General features: G+C 61.4%; 13 protein-coding genes. 6 read left to right on the forward strand and 7 right to left on the reverse strand.

Features of this window, described 5'->3' with window-relative positions:
* Positions 1–582: 582 nt before the first annotated feature.
* The 3 genes from I6L48_RS13210 to pabB form a co-directional block, all read right to left on the reverse strand.
* The gene (locus tag I6L48_RS13210) at positions 583–1,881 is read right to left on the reverse strand and encodes a serine/threonine transporter (RefSeq protein WP_029314600.1); all 1,299 of its coding nucleotides are present in this window, start codon (positions 1,879–1,881) and stop codon (positions 583–585) included.
* A gap of 215 nt (positions 1,882–2,096) precedes the next feature.
* The gene (locus I6L48_RS13215; protein WP_113070643.1) at positions 2,097–2,663 is read right to left on the reverse strand and encodes a CoA pyrophosphatase; all 567 of its coding nucleotides are present in this window, start codon (positions 2,661–2,663) and stop codon (positions 2,097–2,099) included.
* 43 nt (positions 2,664–2,706) lie between these two features.
* A complete protein-coding gene (pabB, locus tag I6L48_RS13220; RefSeq protein ID WP_113070185.1) occupies positions 2,707–4,077 on the reverse strand; it encodes an aminodeoxychorismate synthase component I in 1,371 nt (456 codons plus the stop codon).
* A 210-nt stretch (positions 4,078–4,287) separates the two neighbouring features.
* On the opposite strand from pabB, the gene I6L48_RS13225 reads away from it, so the two are divergent.
* Positions 4,288–5,811, forward strand: coding sequence for a fumarate hydratase (locus tag I6L48_RS13225; RefSeq protein ID WP_039040872.1), 1,524 nt, complete (start codon positions 4,288–4,290; stop codon positions 5,809–5,811).
* Positions 5,812–6,091: 280 nt separating this feature from the next.
* Here I6L48_RS13225 and I6L48_RS13230 read toward each other — a convergent pair whose 3' ends face one another.
* Positions 6,092–6,571, reverse strand: a complete 480-nt coding sequence (locus I6L48_RS13230) for a cell division inhibitor (RefSeq protein WP_183149896.1) — start codon at positions 6,569–6,571, stop codon at positions 6,092–6,094.
* 234 nt (positions 6,572–6,805) lie between these two features.
* Between I6L48_RS13230 and I6L48_RS13235 the strand changes: the two genes are divergently transcribed.
* On the forward strand, positions 6,806–7,003 hold the full coding sequence (locus I6L48_RS13235; protein ID WP_005323525.1) for a DUF4250 domain-containing protein: 198 nt from the start codon (positions 6,806–6,808) through the stop codon (positions 7,001–7,003).
* Positions 7,004–7,396: 393 nt separating this feature from the next.
* Positions 7,397–9,871, forward strand: coding sequence for a glycogen/starch/alpha-glucan phosphorylase (locus I6L48_RS13240; RefSeq protein ID WP_045524561.1), 2,475 nt, complete (start codon positions 7,397–7,399; stop codon positions 9,869–9,871).
* Positions 9,872–9,935: 64 nt separating this feature from the next.
* Here I6L48_RS13240 and I6L48_RS13245 read toward each other — a convergent pair whose 3' ends face one another.
* The 3 genes from I6L48_RS13245 to trxC form a co-directional block, all read right to left on the reverse strand.
* On the reverse strand, positions 9,936–10,502 hold the full coding sequence (locus I6L48_RS13245) for a cytochrome b/b6 domain-containing protein (RefSeq protein WP_080770075.1): 567 nt from the start codon (positions 10,500–10,502) through the stop codon (positions 9,936–9,938).
* A gap of 201 nt (positions 10,503–10,703) precedes the next feature.
* Positions 10,704–12,092 carry a DASS family sodium-coupled anion symporter gene (locus I6L48_RS13250; RefSeq protein WP_045524563.1) on the reverse strand — a complete coding sequence of 463 codons (1,389 nt, stop codon included), beginning with the start codon at positions 12,090–12,092 and terminating at the stop codon, positions 10,704–10,706.
* A gap of 154 nt (positions 12,093–12,246) precedes the next feature.
* Entirely contained in the window at positions 12,247–12,687 is a 441-nt protein-coding gene (gene trxC / locus I6L48_RS13255; protein WP_216987317.1) for a thioredoxin TrxC, read from the reverse strand.
* A 153-nt stretch (positions 12,688–12,840) separates the two neighbouring features.
* Here trxC and I6L48_RS13260 point away from each other — a divergent pair, with 153 nt between their 5' ends.
* The 3 genes from I6L48_RS13260 to I6L48_RS13270 all read left to right on the forward strand — a co-directional run bounded on the left by I6L48_RS13260 (position 12,841) and on the right by I6L48_RS13270 (position 19,376).
* The gene (locus I6L48_RS13260) at positions 12,841–15,639 is read left to right on the forward strand and encodes a response regulator (RefSeq protein ID WP_216987318.1); all 2,799 of its coding nucleotides are present in this window, start codon (positions 12,841–12,843) and stop codon (positions 15,637–15,639) included.
* 139 nt (positions 15,640–15,778) lie between these two features.
* Positions 15,779–17,515, forward strand: a complete 1,737-nt coding sequence (locus I6L48_RS13265; RefSeq protein WP_216987319.1) for an ABC transporter transmembrane domain-containing protein — start codon at positions 15,779–15,781, stop codon at positions 17,513–17,515.
* Positions 17,516–17,624: 109 nt separating this feature from the next.
* A complete protein-coding gene (locus I6L48_RS13270) occupies positions 17,625–19,376 on the forward strand; it encodes an ABC transporter transmembrane domain-containing protein (RefSeq protein ID WP_216987320.1) in 1,752 nt (583 codons plus the stop codon).
* The last annotated feature ends 21 nt before the right edge of the window (positions 19,377–19,397 follow it).

Raw genomic sequence — 19,397 nt, forward strand, 5'->3', positions numbered from 1 at the left:
GTTCTCGCCACCGCCAACAAGCCATTCCCTGTACCAACGTGCCCGGCGCTGCATTCGCCGGGCATATCGGGCTGATTGTGCTGTCAGCATGGCGGCTTGTGGCATCCCCTCTGGTGACCGAAGGGTTCATATGCGCTTCGGACGCTGCACGAGAATCCCGGTCAAGGTCTCTCGGCAGCTTTTGCCTGGGCCCTGTGGACGGTGTTTTCCTTGAGTGCTTTGAGGGAAGGCCCATTGGGTGGGGATGTCGGCTCTCTGGGTAAACCCCGAAGAGCGGGCGTCCTTGGTAAGGACAGGGGGCTCCTCTGATGCTCTGCCTGGCAAGGCCGATGGCGTGCAGCAGATGACGGGATAACGCAGCACGTCTTGGTCGTGTGTCATGGGCGAAGGAATATGAGCGGCAAGCTGTCACCAAGGGGAAAGAGAGTGGGTGACAGGGCTGTCTCTGATTTGAGGGCTGAGGGCTCTGATCATCTGAGCCCAGTACCTGATGATCATAACGAACACAGCCCGGCAGAGGAGATCTGCCGGGCTGTGGGAGGCGCCGGGCCAGATGCTGGCCCGGCGGTATCGTAGGAAGGCTTAGCCGACCAGTTGATAAAGGATGGCGGAGATGGCGATAAGGCCCATGGTCGCCACGAAGACGTTGCTGATCTGGCCCTGGTATTTCGCCATGGCCGGAACGCGCTTGATGGCGTACATGGGCATGAGGAACAGGATGGTGGCGATGATGGGGCCACCCAGGGATTCGATCATCCCGAGGATGGAGGGGTTGATCACGGCCACGCCCCACAGGGTCAGGATGAAGAAGGCGATGATGAACAGCTCCACCTTCTTGTGGTTCGGTGCCTTGCCGGAGCTGCGCATGTTCTGGACGATCATCCCTTTCAGACCTTCACGGGCACCCAGATAGTGGCCGAAGAAGGAGGAGACGATGGCCACGAAGGCAACCAGCGGACCGAAGTAGGAGATGATGGGGCTCGCATGCTGGTTGGCCAGGTAGGAGAGCACGGCGATGTTCTGGGACTTGGCTTCTGCCAGCTGGGCCGGCGTCAGACTCATCACGCAGGAGAAGACGAAGAACATCACGAAGCCCAGCAGAATGATGGCGGTGCGCTTGAGGATGGCGTCGGACTTGGCGACGGCATGCTCACCGTGATCACGGCGCTGAGCCAGGGCGAAGCTGGAGATGGCCGGGCTGTGGTTGAAGGAGAATACCAGCACCGGGATGGTCAGCCACAGGGTGGTGGCGAAGTCCTTGGTGCTCGGCATTTCATTCAGGGCCGCACCGGTCCAGTCCGGGATCAGGTACAGGGAGATGCCCGCCAGAATGGCGATGAGCGGATAGACCAGGAACTCGGTCACTTTCAGCATCAGCTTCTCGCCAGCCAGCATCACGGACATCATGGCCATGATGAGCACGATGGAGAGGATCCAGCGCGGGGGCGGCGTCATCTGCAACTGGTTGACCAGGAAGCTTTCCACCGTGTTGGTGATGCCCACGCCGTAGATCAGCACGATGGGGTAGATGGCAAAGAAGTAGAGCAGGGTGATCAATTTACCGGCACCCACGCCGAAGTGCTCTTCCACCACCTGGGTGATGTCGGCATTGGGCTGCTTGGAGGAGAGCACGAAGCGCGCCAGACCACGGTGGGCCAGGTAGGTCATGGGGCCGACCAGCAGCGCCATCACCACCAGCGGCCAGAAGCCACCCATGCCGGCGTTGATGGGCAGGAACAGGATGCCTGCACCGACGGCGGTACCGAACAGGCTGATCACCCAGGTGGTGTCTTGTTTACTCCAACCGCGAGATTGGACCGAGCTGATTCCTTGCTCCTGTGCGGCTGCAACATCCTGTGCGCCAGTGACAGTATTGGACATGTGTCTCACCCCGAATGTGTGGTTTTAATTAGTCGGCGCAAGAATACTTTCTTTTTAATCAAAAATGTTGATCAAATTCACCTTTGTGCGGCTGAAACCCGTACTTTCTTGTAGAAATGTGATCAAAAGAATAAAAAATCAAAATTTATTTATTAAATGCAGTGTTATTTGAATGTTAACTGGATAATTTCTCACCTCGTTATGTTGTCAAAATGTTATGCCGAGATGTGCTGGGCAAGCTGGCGGATCATGCTGGCAGTGGCCCCCCAGATGAAAGATTGCTCCCAAGGGATCCAATAGATGGTGTGACGTCCGTCCGCCCTTGGCAGGCTCAGGGCTATGTGCTGCCCCGGATCCAGCACGTGGGCGAGGGGGACTTCGAAGGCCTGGGCCACCTCGTCCTGGCTCAGGGTCAGCCCGTAGCCTGGGTCGAGCATGGCGAGGACCGGCAGCACATCGTAGCGTGAGACGGTATTGAGAGGGGTGAGGCTGCCGATGATCCGGATCTGGGAGGGGGGAATGCCAAGCTCCTCCTCGGTTTCCCTGAGCGCGGTGTGAATGAGGTCCCGGTCTTCCGGGTCCTGGCGCCCGCCGGGAAAGCTGATCTGCCCCGGGTGGTGGCGCAGGGCGGCGCTGCGGCGCGTCAGCAGCAGGTGCAGGCCCTCGGGGCGCTCCACCAGGGGGATCAACACGGCGGCAGGTTTGAGCCCGGCCAGTGCCAGGCGATGGGCGGGGGCGGGGCGCTGCAGCAAAAAGCGGGTCAGCAGCTCGGCACTCGTCATCTCCATGGGTCTCCTTGTGTCGGCCCCGCAGGGCCGGATGGGATCAAAGGGCATCGAGCAGTGGCAGGATGCGGGCCACCTTGTCGTAGGTTTCCTGATATTCGGCGTCGGGATCGGAGTCGGCGATGATGCCTCCCCCCGCCCAGCAGTGCAGCTGGCCGGCTTCGGCGATCAGGGTACGAATGCAGATGCTGGTATCCATCCTTCCGTGCTGACTCAGATATCCGATGCTGCCGCAGTAGGCATTGCGCCGCACCGGCTCCAGCTCCTCGATGATCTCCATCGCCCGGATCTTGGGAGCCCCTGTGATGGAGCCGCCGGGGAAGCAGGCCCGCAGCAGATCCACTTCTTGCCAGCGCGCATCCAGTTCTCCGTGAATGGTGGAGACCAGATGATGCACCGCCGGGAAGGATTCCACGGCAAAGAGGTGCGGGACCGTGACCGACCCCGGCCGGCTCACCCGGCCGATGTCGTTGCGCAGCAGATCGACGATCATCAGGTTCTCCGATCTGTCCTTGTCGGCGCTGGCGAGTGACTCGGCCACCCTGGCATCCTGGGCGGGATCCGGGTGGCGAGGCCGGGTGCCCTTGATGGGCTTGGTCTCGATATGGCGCTTGTCGAGCAGCAGGAAACGCTCCGGGGAGAGGCTCAGAATGGCGCTTTGCGGCAGGCGGACAAAGGCGGAGAACGGCGCCTTGTTGGCGGCGCTCAGGGCGAGATAGGCGGACCATTCATCCCCCTGATAAGGGGCGTTGAAGCGCTGAGTCAGGTTGATCTGGTAACAATCCCCCGCCGCCAGATAGGCCTGGATACGGGCAAACTTGTCTCCGTATTCGGCCCGCGTCATGTTGCTCTGCCAGGGGCCGGTCAGGCGAAGGGGGAGGGTGGTTCGTTCGCGCTGCGCCATCAGCCAGTCGAGCCTGCGGGCGAGGCCGGCTTCATCACCCCAGTGGGCCAGTTGCCAGTGTCCCGTCGCGACATTTCGCAGCAGCGCCCAGTCGTAGATCCCGACCGCCATGTCGGGCACCTGAATGTCCTGTTGTGCCACTGCGGGCAGACGCTCGAACCGCCGACCCAGATCGTAGCCAAAGAGTCCCAGGGCCCCCCCGATAAACGGCAATCCCGAGTCATCCTCAACACGCTCCCCGAGCAGGGCTCGCTGGGTCTTGGCGAGCAGGGCGAGGGGATCGCCGTCATGATGGTGCTGGTGGTTATCCTGGGTGAGGCAGGTGCTGGTACCCCGGGTTTCCAGGGTGGCAAGCGGATCGGCGCTGATGATGTCAAAACCGTTGTCAGCCCCCAGGGGGCCGGCGGATTCCAGCAGGATGGCCCAGGGTTGGTGTTGCAGGCAGGCGAACCAGGTGTGGAGCGAGGCCTGCGGGTCGAAATGGTGGATATGCAGTCTTGGTTTCATTTTTTGTTACATAGGCAACAGTTTGCGCCCGGCTCCCTAGCCGGTTCGGGTGGTCAAGCGTATCATGGCCGCTGGCATTTTTAAGAAAAACACCGTTATAAAAACACGCCGCAGTCTGCCGGCTCCAGGTGCATTTGCCACCTGCCGAAGGCCCGGCTCATATGGAAGCCCTTGCTCGCGCAAGCGATAACAAGGACCAGTGAGGATGATATGAGCATCATTAGAAAACAGGACTTTATCGATTCCATTGCTGACGCCCTGCAGTACATCTCCTTCTACCACCCCCTCGATTTCGTGCAGGCCGCCAAGGCCGCCTATGACCGCGAGATCAACCCGGCCGCCAAGGATGCCCTGGCCCAGATCCTGATCAACTCCCGCATGTCTGCCGAAGGCCATCGCCCGCTCTGTCAGGACACCGGTATCGTCACCTGCTTCGTCAAGATTGGCATGCAGGTGCAGTGGGACAGCGACATGACGGTCCAGGAGATGGTGGATGAGGGCACCCGCCGCGCCTACACCAATCCGGACAACCCGTTGCGCGCCTCCGTGCTGGCGGATCCGGCCGGCAGCCGCAAGAACACCAAAGACAATGCCCCCGCTGTCGTGCACATCGACATGATCCCCGGCGACAAGGTGGAAGTGAGTATCGCGGCCAAGGGCGGCGGCTCCGAAAACAAATCGAAGATGGTGATGCTCAACCCCTCCGACGATATCGTGGAGTGGGTGCTCAAGACGGTGCCGACCATGGGGGCTGGCTGGTGCCCGCCCGGCATGCTCGGCATCGGCATCGGCGGCACCGCCGAGAAGGCGGCGGTGCTCGCCAAGGAAGCCCTGATGGAGCACATCGACATCCAGGAGCTGATTGCCCGTGGTCCCGAGACCACCGAAGAGAAGCTGAGGGTCGAGCTCTATGACAAGGTCAACAAGCTCGGGATCGGTGCCCAGGGGCTGGGCGGCCTGACCACGGTGCTGGATGTGAAGGTGAAATCCGCACCGACCCACGCCGCCTCCAAGCCCGTGGTGATGATCCCCAACTGCGCCGCCACCCGTCACGTGCATTTCGAACTCGATGGCTCCGGCCCGGCGGAGCTGACACCCCCCAGGCTGGAAGATTGGCCGGAGATCACCCGTGAGTCCGGTGGCAATGTGCGGCGGGTCAACGTGGATGGCATCACCAAGGCAGAGCTTGCCAGCTGGAAGAGCGGCGATACCGTGCTGCTCTCCGGCAAGATCCTGACCGGCCGCGACGCAGCCCACAAGCGCATCGCCGACATGCTGAAAAAAGGTGAAGGACTGCCCGAAGGGGTCGATTTCACCAACCGCTTCATCTATTACGTGGGCCCGGTCGATGCGGTACGTGACGAGGTGGTCGGCCCGGCTGGCCCCACCACGTCCACCCGGATGGACAAATTCACCGACATGATGCTGGGAGAAACCGGCCTTATCGGTATGATCGGCAAGTCCGAGCGCGGCCCCAAGACGGTCGAGAGCATCAAGCAGCACCAGGCTGTCTACCTGATGGCGGTGGGCGGCGCCGCCTATCTGGTGGCGAAAGCCATCAAGAAGGCGCGCGTGGTGGCCTTTGCCGATCTGGGGATGGAGGCCATCTACGAGTTCGAGGTGGAAGACATGCCGGTCACCGTGGCGGTCGACTCCCAGGGCAACAACATCCACGAGACCGGCCCGGCCTACTGGTCCGCCAAGATTGCCGAGCTGGAGACCAAGCTGGCTTGATCAATCGGGCTTCGATGCAAACGCAGAGCGATTAGCCCCGTACAGCAGCATGTTGAAAGGCGACCCTCGGGTCGCCTTTTTTGCGGGCCTCATTTGACGGTCTGGACCTGAGCAAATTTACTGCTGCTGTGCTGCTGTGCTGCTGTGCTGCTGTGCTGCTGTGCTGCTGTGCTGCTGTGCTGCTGTGCTGCTTTGTCTTTGTCGTCATGGCATCCCGGGTCGGAAGCCTGGATAACCCGGTGGGCAATGCCGGCGCATTGGCTGTTACGCCGAAGGGCGATCAGTGGTTCAGGTAGACATCCTGGCCGCCGTAACTCAGTGCCCCACCCAGAGGGGTTGAGGGCTCGAAGAAGCGGGTCAGGACACCGGCTCGCTGGCCCAGGGAGCTCAATGTGCTCCGGTCCAGGGCGACCTGTTCGGGCAGCCAGGTCAGCACGGCGGCACAGTGACCATTGATCAGGCTCTGCTCCAGCAGGCGCTGCCAATTCTTGATCTTGGGGGCGTGCACGACAAGCACCCTGGCAGGATTGATCCCTCTGGCCTGCAATTGCGCGGCGGCGGGCAGACCTGGCGGGGCGACGAGCAGGATCCAGCCACTGTCGGACTGACTCAGTTGCCCCAGGGCATCGAGCAGCGGCGCTTCCTGATGGAGAGGGCCGCGCCGCTGCTCTTGTCCCATCTTGCTCTGATGGCGAGTGGGCCAGGTGGTGATCAGACCGGCAGAGGAGGAGGGGGGGCAAAGATTCAGGGGCTGGCTCATATGTCGTTCCTGTATGAATAACCATGCTGTATGCACATACAGTAGTTCTGTTCGCAAGGAGTGACAAGTCATTTGTGGCTAAAAGTGTGAGCCGATTAACAGGAGATGATTTTAACTCCATGATTAAAAAGGATATTTATATCTTCCTTATGCAGGATGTTTTTTAACCAGTAGACAAACTTCGGGTCGGCGCTCATGGTTATACAGTCCTGTATGGGGAGAGGAGGGAGCGAGATGGACGTTAGTACCTTGCAACGACTGGATGCGAACATTCTGCTCGGGATCATCAACGAGAAGCTGCGGCTGGAGTGTGATGGTCTGGAAGAGCTGCTGGCTTACTACGACATGACAGAAGATCAGCTGGCTACCCGTCTGCAACAGATCGGGTATCACTACGACCCTATGAGCAATCAGTTCAAGGCACATGGTTAATTGAAATCAAAGGGTGCTCCGATTGGGGCATCCTTTTTATTACCTGACGAGGAGGTGTGAATTGAAAACGCTTTCAATTTCTCCCTAGTCGGCGGTTATTTTCACGTATTTTCAGTCACAGGCAATCATTGAAAACCTATTCATGAAACTATCTTTTTTGTTTTCATGTATCACCATGATTTAAAACGAAATTTATATTTTATTCAGACTGGCTTAAGGAAAGGGTTTTCATGGTGAAACTGTCATTTTTATGCGTTAAAGTGTGACTCACGTTAACTTTTAAACCCTTGGCTTTAGCTAGTATGCCCCCGCCGGAGCATATTCTGAGATAACAACAGCGCCGGTCCCCCCGATGGGATGACATTTTTTATTTGTAACGAAGGAAAATGGTTTATGGCTACCAAGAAGAAGACAGACCAGGATCTCCAACTGGATAAAGATCAGCTCAAGGCGAGTATCGTGCGTCACCTGCGTTCTACCTTGGGTACAAGCGAACAGAAAGCCTCTCCGGATGCCTGGTGGAAAGCGACCGCTGCCGCCGTCAATGAACAGGTGTACGAGCGCCTGACCCGTACTCAGCAGACTCACTTCAAGAAAGATACTCGTGCGATTCACTATCTCTCTGCTGAATTTTTGATGGGGCGTTTGACCTCCAACAACCTGCACAACCTCTCCCTCTACAAAGTCTGTGAAGAGGCGCTGGGTGAACTCGGTCTGGAACTGACCGATCTTTGCGAACAAGAGCCTGACATGGCCCTTGGCAACGGCGGCCTGGGCCGTCTGGCCGCCTGCTTCATCGATTCCCTGGCGACCCTGAACTACCCGGCGGTGGGCTATGGCATTCACTACGAGCACGGCCTGTTCCGTCAGGAGATCCAGGATGGTCGCCAGATCGAGCGTCCGGACTCCTGGCGCGAATATGGCAACCCCTGGGAGATCTGCCGCCCGGAATCGGTGCAGGAGATCCCGCTCTACGGCTACGTGGAGACCGTCTTTGGTGACAAGGGTGGCCTGAAGAAGGTGTGGCACGCCGGTCGCAAGATCAAAGGGGTGCCCTGGGACATTCCGGTGGTCGGCTTCGGTGGTCACACAGTCAACATCCTGCGTCTGTGGGAATCCCGCGCCTCCGAGTTCTTCGACTGGGACGTGTTCAACGCCGGTGGTTATATCGACTCCCAGGCCGAGAAGGCCCAGGCCGAGACCATCTCCAAGGTGCTCTACCCGAACGATGAGACCGACGCCGGCAAGGAGCTGCGCCTGATCCAGCAGTACTTCTTCTGTGCCTGCTCCATCAAGGACATCATGCGTCGCTACAAGCGGGTGCATGGCAGTGACTTCAGCAACTTTGCCGCGCAAATCGCCATCCAGCTCAACGATACCCACCCCACCGTGGCCATCCCCGAGCTGATGCGCGTGCTGGTGGACGAAGAGGGGCTGAACTGGGATACCGCCTGGGGCATCTGCTATCAGGTCTTCTCCTACACCAACCACACCCTGCTGCCGGAAGCGCTGGAGAAGTGGTCCGTCAGCCTGTTCGAGAAGGTACTGCCGCGCCATCTCGAGATCATTTACGAAATCAACGCCCGTTTCCTGAACGAGCTGGTGGAGCCCAAGTGGCCGGGCAACGATGCCATCAAGGCCAAGCTCTCCATCATCGAAGAGGGTGACGTGCGCAAGGTGCGCATGGGCAACCTGTGTGTCATCGGCTCCTCCAAGGTGAACGGCGTGGCCGAGATCCACTCCAAGCTGGTGAAGGAAGATCTCTTCCCCGAGTATGCCGAGCTGTGGCCCGAGAAGATGTGCAACGTCACCAACGGCGTGACTCCACGTCGCTGGCTGCTGGCCTGCAACCCGGAACTGGCCGAACTCTACAACGAGGTGGTGGGCAAGGAGTGGCCGCTGCAACTGGACAAGCTGCGCAGCGTGGTGAAGTTTGCCGATGACAAGGCGTTCCAGCAGCAGTTCATGACCATCAAGCGCCACAACAAAGAGAAGCTGGTCAAGGTCATCAAGGCGGAAACCGGCATCGACGTGAGCGCGGAGGCGATCTTCGACGTCCAGATCAAGCGTCTGCACGAGTACAAGCGCCAGCAGCTGAACCTCATCCACATCATGGCGCTCTATCGCCGCCTGCTGGCGAACCCGGACTATGACATGCATCCGCGGGTGTTCATCTTCGGCTCCAAGGCGGCGCCCGGCTACAAGCTGGCCAAGGACATCATCTACGCCATCAACAAGCTGGCGGAGCGGGTCAACAACGACGCCCGTATCCAGGGCAAGCTGAAAGTGGTGTTCATGCCGAACTACCGCGTGAGCCTTGCCGAGAAGCTGATCCCGGCGGCGGATGTCTCCGAGCAGATCTCCACCGCAGGTTACGAAGCATCCGGTACCGGCAACATGAAGATGGCGCTGAACGGTGCCATCACCATCGGGACGCTGGATGGAGCCAACATCGAGATCGCCGAAGAGGCGGGTGCCGAGAACTGCGCCATCTTCGGTCTGAATGTGGACGAGGTGAAGTCCCTGAAGGCGCGCGGCTACAACCCGTATGACTTCTACTACGCCAACTCCGAACTGAAAGCCGTGCTGGACTGGTTTGATACCGACTACTTCACGCCGGGTCGCCCGGGTGAGCTGGCCTCCATCAAGCGCTCCTTGCTGGAAGGGGGAGACCCTTACCTGACCCTGGCCGATTTCGAGTCCTACTCCGAGGCGCACAAGCTGATCGACGCCTGGTACCGGGATCCGGCCCTGTGGGCGAAGAAAGCCATCATCAACTCGGCCACCATGGGCAAGTTCAACTCCGACCGCTCCATCCAGGATTACGTAGACCGGATCTGGAAACTGACGAGCTGCAGCGTCGGCTGATGTCTGCTCCTGTGAAAAACCCCGCGATGCGGGGTTTTTTTTCATCTGTCGGGCTGAAGGAGGCTCAGGGCCTGTCGACCACCCGGGTGTCTGCCGGCACCCGTTTCTTGCCGGTGATCATCGCCCTGACGAGATCGCCCCGTACCAGACGATCCAGGGCGATGACGGCCAGTACATGGACGAAGATGGCCACCTGCAGCCCCTTGGCAAAGAACTCGTGGATCTCTTCCATGCGATGGGTGCCGGAGAGCGGCCCGTATTCGGTCATGATCCCGCTGGCGGCGGTGCCGACAAGGCAGGTCAACAGCAGCAGTATCATCAAGGACCCCAAAGGATTGTGACCGGCGTAGTAGGGGTGGCGCCCCTTGATCGTCTCCTTGAGATAGGTGATGACGCCGGCCGGTGTCGGCAGCCACTGGGCGAAGCGGGCATGATAGGAGCCGATGAAACCCCATACGATGCGCAGTACCAGCAGTCCTGCCAGCGCATATCCCGCATAGCGGTGGTTGCGCGCTCCCTCTTCAAGGATGAAGAGATTCAGCACGCACAACAGCACAGTGGCCCAGTGAAATCCCCTGACCACCGGATCCCATACCTTGATTTCACGGTTGTTCTGCATCGTCTTTCCCATGAGGTGATCCCCTTGTCGTGATGTCCATGATCATCGCCATCGTCAGCCATGGCTGCGTGATGGCCGTTGTCAGCATCATGGAGGCGATTTCTTAAGTGCAAGTTAATGTCGCCGTGATCTCGCGGGTAGGGAGAGCGGTGGTGTCGGGGCGAGAAAAAGCCCCGGCGATGCGGGGCTTGGAGGGGCATTAGGGGGCGAACCTCAGTGGAGGATATCCCCCATGAAATAGGCCAGCATGGTCAGGATGACGGTGAACACCAGGTTCAGTACCAGGCCGGCCCGCATCATCTCCCGCTGCTGGATATGGCCGCTGGCGAAGACGATGGCGTTGGGGGGCGTGGCCACCGGCAGCATGAAGGCACAGGAGGCGCCGACGGCGATCAGCACGGAGACCACGATGGGGGAGACCCCCAGTGCCTCGGCCACCCCGGCGAACAGCGGCACCAGCAGCGCGGCAGTGGCGGTGTTGGAGACCAGCTCGGTCAGGAACACCACGAAGGCGGCCAGGCAGAGCAGGATCACGAAGATGGGCATGGAGGAGAGGCCGCTGGAGAGGTGCTCCGCCAGGAAGGCGTTGGCCCCGGTCTGCTTGAGGATGGCGCTCAAGGTGAGACCACCCCCGAACAGCAGCAGCACGCCCCAGTCGGTGTTCTGGTTGATGTCATCCCAGCTGGCGACGCGGCTGATGGCGATGGCCAGGATGGCGCCCATGGCGATCAGGGTATCGAACTGGGGAATGCCGCCCAGCGCCTTGGCAAGAGGCTGGGATCCAATCCACAGCAGCACCGTGGTCAGGAAGATGGCCAGGGTCACTTTGCGCTGACCTGTCCACTCGATGGTGACCTGCTCGGTGCTGACCTGGTGGGAGAGATTGGGACGGGTCACCCAGTAGAGCAGGCCGATGCCTACCGGCATGAAGATGATCACCACGGGGATGCCGAACTCCAGCCAGTCGGTGAAGCCCAAGCCCATCTGGGCGGCGGCGATGGCATTGGGGGGGCTGCCCACCAGTGTGCCGATGCCACCGATGCTGGCGCTGTAGGCGACGCCAAGCAGCACGAAGACCAGGGTGCGGCGCTCCTTGTGAACGTCCAGCCCCTTCAGCATGCCGAGGGCCAGCGGCATCATCATGGCCGCGGTGGCGGTGTTGCTGATCCACATGGAGAGGGCGGCCGTGATGGTGAAGAGCACGATGGAAGCCCAGCCCAGGTGTCCCTTGGCGAGCTGCATCACCTTGCCGGCGATCTGGGTGTCGAGTCCCTGCTTGGAGAGGGCTGCCGCGAGGGCAAAGCCGCCAAAGAAGAGGAACAGGACGGGGTTGGCAAAGTCGGTCAGCGACTTGCTCATGTCGAACACCCCGAGCAGGGTGGCGAGCACCGGGATGGAGATGGCGGTGATGGTGATGTTCACCGCCTCGGTCAGCCAGAGGATGGCGATGAAGATCAGGATGGCCAGCCCCTTGTTGACCATGGGGTCAAACGGGAGCCATGCCAGCATGGCGCAGAGCAGGAGCAGATCCAGGATGACGATCCCGGACTTGATGTCCAGCCAGCGTGAGGGGGGAGTCGGAGGTACAGCCGATGTGTGCATAACGTTCTCTCGGTTAATTTATGGTTGTTGTTGTGATGCCGAGGTTACATATATCCCCCTGTTTGAAACAGGGGGATATGGTCAAATCATGTGGCGACTCACAGAGTCAAGTGAAAATGGATCTTCAATCAAACAGAAATGAAACATTTCATTTTCATTTGACGGGGGAGGTGAAGGAGAGCAGCCACTCCTTGAACAGGCTCTTGGGCAGGGCGCCGCTGCGCTGTGCCAGGACCTCCCCCCGCTGGAAGACCATCAGGGTAGGAATGCTGCGGATGCCATAGCGACCTGCGATGGCGGCCTCCTGCTCGGTATCGAGTTTCACGAAGCGAAGGCGGGGCTCAAGCTCCCGGGCGACCTCCTGAAAGACGGGGGCAAACTGCAGGCAGGGGCCACACCAGCTTGCCCAAAAGTCCACCACCACCGGGATGTCGGACTGGATCAGGGCATCGAAGCTGGCCTGACGCCCCGCCACCGGGGTTTGTTCGAAGAGGGCGTGACGGCAGCGGCCGCACTTCGCATTTGAGTCTGCTTTTTCGACAGGCAGGCGGTTGCGGGTAAAGCATTGGCTACAATAGGTGGTGACAAGTGACATAATTGCTTCCTTATTTCATGGCCCGGCAACATCTTTATTGCAATCAGAGCGCCGACTAACGGTAACATAGCACTCAGTGGTTTTTCACAGTTGGCCTCCGGCCGTGACCTGATGTCACCGGATGGCCGACCATGACATGAGAATCGAGACGGGATGAAGAGTGTTGCACGGGGCAATCGTGTTGTCTTTGGCCTTATCATCGTATCGCTGGTGGGCTTTTCTGCCTATTGCTGGCAGTTGCTCAGCCAGCAGCAGCGTGCCTTCGATTTGAGCGTGGCGGCTGAGATGGTGCTCAATCGGGTCAATACCGATACCGTCTATCTGCTGGGGCGCGAGAAGGCCAGCGATGGCAGCGTACAGCAACGCCTGAGCCTGCTTTCCAGTCACCTGGACAGATTCGTCAGGCTGGTGCACGAGGATCCGGAGTCGGTGGACGACCCCGGCTCCCAGGCGTTGCAGCGGGACATCGACGGTTATCTGCTGGATCTCGCCAGGCTCTACACCATGGAGATGACCATCGAGTATCTGGCTCCCCGCTTCCAGGGCCAGCTCAAGGCGTTGCAAGGCACCCTGCCGGTCGGTGAGGCGCAGTACCGCGACCTAACCGAACTCATGCGCCTGCACCACTACCTCAGACGCAGCTGGGATCAGAACGAGCAGCGGCAACTGTTGCAACTCCAGCAGCACCTGCTTGACCGCTATGGCGAGCAGCCGAGGGTCGCGGCCCTCGTCCGGCTGGGCCAGGAGTTCAATCAGCAGGTGATGGAGTACCATCGCCTGCGCAATCAGGTGGTGGAGATGAAGGGGTTGAGCTCACTGCCCGCCTGGAAGCAGAGCAAGCTGGAGCGGGCCTCCTCCCTCAAGAGCCGCTTCTACCTGATGGTGCTGGGGGGGGCGCTGCTCTGCTTCTCGCTGGTGGCCGCGACCCTGTGGCGTCGCAACCAGAAGCTGAGCGAGCTCTCTCGCCATGCCGCGCTGCTGGCCCAGGCCAAGAGCGACTTCCTGGCCAACATGAGCCACGAGATCCGCACCCCCATGAATGCCATCATCGGCTTCAGCGCCCTGGCACTGCAAACCAGTCTGGATCCCCAGCAGCGGGACTATCTCAACAAGATCAAATCCTCGTCGGATACCTTGCTGCTGCTCATCAACGACATTCTGGATCTCACCAAGGTGGAGTCCGGCAAGCTGACCCTGGAGGAGATCGACTTCGATCTCAGCGAGCAGCTCGACTCCCTCGCCGCCATGTTCGCGGATCTGGCGGAGCGCAAGCATATCGAGGTCATCATCAACAAGTCTCCCGCCGTGCCCGACTTTCTGCGCGGGGATCCGCTGCGCCTCGGTCAGGTGCTGGTCAACCTGGTGAACAATGCCATCAAGTTCACCGAGCGGGGCGAGGTGGAGGTGGCCATCACCCTCACCAGCCAGCATCCCATGCGGGTCTGTTTCAGCGTGCGGGATACCGGCATCGGCATCGCCCCGGAGAAGCAGGCCCAGCTGTTCCAGCCCTTTACCCAGCTGGAGGCGGGCAATACCCGCAAATATGGCGGCTCCGGGCTTGGCCTCAACATCTCCCAGCGCCTGGTGGGGCTGATGGGCGGGGAGATCACCGTGCAGAGCAAGCCTGGGGTGGGCTCCACCTTCCTGTTCGAGATCCCCATCTCCCAGGCGGTGTACGGGGTCTCGGGGCGCCGGGTCTTCTTCGATCACCAGCCCCTGATCCTGATGATGGATGACAACGAGCTGGTGCTGGAACTGGCCAAGGACATCCTGGGGCGGGCGGGGGCGTCCGTCATCACGGTCAACAGCCTCTCCCGCGCCCGTCAGGTGCTGCGGGAAGAGGGGCATCACATCCGCCTCGCCATCCTCGACTGGCGCATGGGTCAGGAGGATGGCCTGGACTTGGCCCTCGAGATGTACCAGCACAGCCAGTGGCGGCGCCTGCCTGTCCTGATGACCAGCGCCTGGTCCAGGGAGGGGCTGCACGGGCGGATGGGAAGCATGGGACTGACCCATTTCCTGGCCAAGCCCATGACCGAAAACGCCTTGCTGGCCAAGGTGGACGAACTGCTCAACGGCAGCTCCCATGACAGCAAGGTCCGCCAGGCGGAGGCCCAGGGGGATCAGCAGCAGTTCCGGGAGCTGCTGCGCGGTACCCGGGTGCTGCTGGCCGAGGACAACCGGGTCAACCAGCAGCTCATTCTGGAGTACCTGCGCCGGGTGGAGGCCAAGGTCACCGTGGTGGACAACGGCCGCGAGGCGGTGGAGCAGGTGGCGGAGCAGCCGTTCGACGTCATCCTGATGGATCTGCAGATGCCGGTGCTGGACGGGCTGGATGCCACCCGCCAGATCCGCAAGATGGTAGACAAGCACGATGTGCCCATCATCGCCCTCACCGCCAGCGCCATGCCGGGGGACAGGGAGCGCTGCCTTGGCGTCGGCATGAACGGCTATGTCACCAAGCCGGTGAGCAAGCTCGATCTCTACAACAACCTGCTGCAATGGGTGAAGAGCAGCGGCGGGGAGCCCAAGGTGCCCATCGAGGTCAAACCGCCGGCCCTCATGGGCGTGCTGGATCTGGAGGATGCCCTGCGCCGGCTGGAGCATGACAGGGAGGCGCTGCAGATCCTCTTCAAGCTGTTCCTCTCCGAGCACAAGGACGATCTGTGGGACATCCGCACCGCCCTGCGTCGCCAGCAGCCCGAAGTAGCGTGCCGCTTGCTGCATACCCTGAAGGGGGTCTCGGCCAACATCTCCGCTTCCCGCCTGCAACTGCTGGCCGGGGAACTGGAGTGGCGGCTGCGGCTGCAGGAGGAGCTGAGCGAGGGGGAGCTCAACCAGTTGCAGCAGGTCTTTACCCAGACCCGGGAGGAGGTCTCCCACTTCCTGCTCACCGGGGAGCAGCAGGAGTCGGTCGCCTTCCCGTTTTCGCCCCCCGACAAGCGGCTCTGAGGGAGGGCAAGATAGCAATCGTTCTCAAGTCACCCGCTTCAGGCTATGATGACCCACTCGTTCGCCCCCGCCAGGGGGCGATTGTATTGAGCTTCTCTTCACGATCACGCGGCAGCGCGCCGCGACCAAGGACTTCTCTGTGAGCGTATTTTTGCGGCTTGGCTGGTTTTTCAAGGATCAGTGGCGGCGTTATCTGGTGGCCATCTCCCTGCTGATGCTGGTGGCCCTGTTGACCGTGATCCCCCCCAAGGTGGTGGGCTGGGTGGTGGATGGCATCGCCAAGGGTGACCTGGACAGCGGCACCCTGACCGGCTATCTGGCGGGGCTTTTTGGCCTGGGACTGCTTATCTACCTGCTGCGCTATGTGTGGCGGGTCATGCTGTTCGGTGCCTCCTACCGGCTCGCCTACGTGCTGCGCAACCGGCTGTTCACCCACTTCACCCGCATGAGCCCGGATTTCTACCAGCGCCACCGCACCGGTGATCTGATGGCCCACGCCACCAACGACATCCAGGCGGTGGAGATGACCGCAGGGGAAGGGGTGCTGACCCTGGTGGACTCCTTCATCGTCGGCATCCTGGTGCTCTCCATCATGTGCAGCCAGTACTCCTGGCAGCTGACCCTGCTCTCCCTGCTGCCCCTGCCGGTGATGGCCTTCTTCATGAACCGCTTCGGGACCCAGATCTACAAGGAGTTCAAGGCGGCTCAGGGGGCCTTCTCCCGCCTCAACAACAAGACCCAGGAGGCCCTCTCCGGGGTGCGGGTGCTCAAATCCTACGCGGTCGAATCCCTGGAGGACGAGGGCTTTGCCGAGCTGACCCGTCAGGCGGGGGAGCGCAACATGGCGGTGGCCCGCATCGACGCCAAGTTCGACCCCGTGATTTACCTGTGCATCGGCTGCTCCTATTTTCTGGCGGTCGCAGGGGGCAGCGCCCTGGTGCTGCAAGACAAGCTGACTCTGGGGGAGCTCACCAGCTTCACCATGTACCTCGGCCAGCTCATCTGGCCCATGTTCGCCATCGCCTGGCTGTTCAACATCATCGAGCGGGGCAGCGCCGCCTACTCGCGTATCGAAAGCCTGCTGGGGGAGCGCAGCGACATCGAGGAGCCGGCCCATCCCGTGGCGCTGGCCTCGGCCTTTCCCCTGCGGGTGCTGGGGCTGGGCTACCGGCTGGAGCAGCGCACCCTGTTGCAGGGGGTGGATGTCACCCTGCAGGCTGGCGCCATGCTGGGGATAGTGGGACGCACCGGGGCAGGCAAGAGCTCCCTGCTCAAGCTGCTGATGCGCCTGGCCAACCCCACGGCCGGGGAGATCCGCATGGGGGAGGTGCCCATCTCGCAACTGTCGCTGGGTGAGCTGCGCAGCCAGTTTGCCTATGTGCCCCAGGAGCCGTTTCTGTTCTCCACCACCATCGCGGCCAACATCGCCCTGGGCCGCCCCGAGGCGAGCCGGGAGGAGATTGAGCGGGTGGCGCGAATCGCCTGCGTTCACGACGACATCAGTCGCTTCCCCAAAGGGTATGAAACCGAGGTGGGAGAGAAGGGGGTGACCCTCTCCGGCGGTCAGAAGCAGCGTCTGGCCATCGCCCGCGCCCTGCTGCTGGATGCCCCTATCCTGGTGCTGGATGACGCCCTCTCGGCGGTGGATGCCCACACCGAGCAGCAGATCCTGCTGGCCCTCAAGGTCCACAAGCGCACCCTGGTGCTGGTGAGCCACCGCATGACGGCGGTGGAGCAGGCGGACGAGATCCTGGTGCTGGAACAGGGCGCGATCAGCGAGCGGGGCCGTCACGAGACCCTGATGGCCAGGAACGGCTGGTACGCGGACATGGTCCGCTACCAGCGCCTGGAGCAGGACGTGGAGGAGAGCCTGTGAACAGGATGACAAGGCCCCTGGTTTCCTTCACCCCCCGCCCGGCTCCCGCGAGCGGAGAGGGGAGCAAAGAGAGTCAATTCCCGTGGAACGTTGCGCTGGAGGCAAGTCTGTGAATCCAACCATCAAACGGCTGCTCGCCTACTGCGCCAGCTACCCCCGCTGGCTGGTGCAGGCGGGCATCTGCCTGCTGCTCGCCACCGGCGCCGAGGTGGCGGGCCCCTTGCTCATCAAGCTCTTCATCGATGACTACCTGGCGCCGCGCCGACTGGAGTGGGGCATCATCGCCGCCCTTGCCGCCGGTTATCTGGGGTTGCAGGTGTTGTCGGCGGCCGGCTTCTATCTGCAATCCCTGCGCTTCAACCGTATCGCCCAGGCGGTGGTGCAGCGTCTGCGCGAGCAGGTGTTCGCCACTGCCATCCGCCTGCCTGCCCGCTATTTCGACAAGCACCGCTCGGGCTCCCTCATCTCCCGCATCACCAACGACACCGAGGCAATCATGAACCTCTATGTCCAGGTGATAGGGCTCCTGGTGCAAAAAGTGGTGCTCCTGTGCGGCATCCTGCTCTCCATGGCGCTGCTGGACTTGCGCCTGATGCTGGTGTGCGCCACCCTGCTGCCGGCGGTGGGGGCCGTGATGTGGCTCTATCAGAAACTGAGCGTGCCCGTGGTGCGGGCGACCCGATCCTTGCTCTCCGACATCAACAGCCGTCTCAACGAGTCGTTGCAGGGGATGCCGGTGATCCAGGCCATGGTGCAGGAGCGCCACTTCGCCAACGCCTTTGCCGGGGTGAACCAGCAGCACTGGCAGGCGCGGATCAAGAGCCTCAAGATCAACGGCATCCTGCTGCGCCCCCTCATCGATCTCTTCTACATGATGGTGCTCATCGGTCTGCTGGCCCTGTTTGCCCACGAGGGGCTGAGCACGGCGGGGGCCATCCAGGTGGGGGTGCTTTACGCCTTCATCAGCTATCTGGGGCGGATGATCGAGCCCCTCATCGAGATGACCAACCAGCTCAACCAGTTGCAGCAGGCCATGGTGGCGGGGGAGCGGGTGTTCGCCCTGCTCGATGAAACCCGCGAGAGCACCGACGGGGAGGTGCGCCCCCTGGAGGGACGTGTACGCTTCGACGGGGTGGGCTTCTCCTACGACGGGGAGCAGCAGGTACTGCAAGATGTGAGCTTTGCCACCCGGCCGGGCCAGATGCTGGCGCTGGTGGGCCACACCGGCAGCGGCAAGTCCACCATCATCAGCCTGCTGATGGGCTTCTACCCCCTGGATCGGGGGAGCATCCACTTCGATGATCACCCCATGAACGGCCTGGCCCTCTCGGCGGTGCGCCGAAGCATCGGCCTGGTGCAGCAGGATCCTTTCATCTTCGTCGGCACCCTGGCCGATAACCTGCGCCTTGGGCGTGACGGCATCGAGGATGGCCGGCTCTGGCAGGCCCTGGAGGAGGTGCAGCTGGCCGATTTCGTGCGCCGCCTGCCCGATGGCCTGGCCACCCTGATGGAGGAGGGGGGCAAGAACCTCTCCGCTGGCCAGCGCCAGCTGCTCTCCTTTGCACGCGCCCTGGTGGGGGATCCGCGCATCCTCATCCTGGACGAGGCGACCGCGAGCGTGGACTCCCAGACCGAGCTCGCCCTCTCACAGGCGCTCTCGGCGGCGCGCCGTGGCCGCACCACCATCGCCATCGCCCACCGTCTCTCCACCATTGTGGATGCCGATGAAATCCTGCTGCTCTCCCGCGGGTGGGTGAGCGAGCGCGGCACCCACGGCGAGCTGATGGCGCTGGGGGGGCATTATGCCCAGCTGTTCGAGATGCAGAGCCAGGGGGCCTGGCTTGAAGAGAAACGGGCCTGAGGCCCACCTAAAAAAACAGCC

It is taken from the genome of Aeromonas sp. FDAARGOS 1418 (assembly GCF_019048585.1).
GTDB classification, from domain to species: domain Bacteria; phylum Pseudomonadota; class Gammaproteobacteria; order Enterobacterales; family Aeromonadaceae; genus Aeromonas; species Aeromonas caviae.